Annotated in this window: 1 protein-coding gene; it reads right to left on the bottom strand. The window is 67.4% G+C overall.

Features of this window, described 5'->3' with window-relative positions; all coding sequences use genetic code 11:
- The coding region (locus SCA31_RS22600; protein WP_410699295.1) for an IS3 family transposase at window positions 1-386 on the bottom strand (386 nt) is incomplete at both ends.

Here is a 386-nt window from a genome sequence, read left to right as displayed (position 1 = left end):
CGGGTCGGCACATAGGTCGCGTCCGCTACCCACAACTGATTCGGCGCGTCGGCGTTGAAGTGCCGCTGCACCAGGTCCGGCGCCGGCCGCGCATCGGGCTGCCGCTGCGTAGTACTGAACCAGCGACGCCGGCTCACGCCGCGCAGCCCTGTGATGCGCATCAGGCGCGCAACCCGCTTGCGCCCGACGTGGATACCCTGTTCGATGAGCTCCGCATGAATGCGCGGCATCCCGTAGGTACCGCGTGAGCGCGTATAGATCGCACGGATGCGTGAGAGCAGATCCGCATCGCTACGCGCATGCGCAGACGGTTTGCGCTCGAGCCAGGCGTAGAAGCCGCTGGCGGAGACCTCTAGCAGCCGCGCCATGGTAGCAACCGGCCAGAC

Source organism: Chryseobacterium sp. SIMBA_028, from assembly GCF_046535285.1.
Taxonomy (GTDB): domain Bacteria; phylum Bacteroidota; class Bacteroidia; order Flavobacteriales; family Weeksellaceae; genus Chryseobacterium.
The sequence above is the reverse complement of the archived record's forward strand: the minus strand, read 5'-3'. Positions and strand labels throughout refer to the sequence as shown.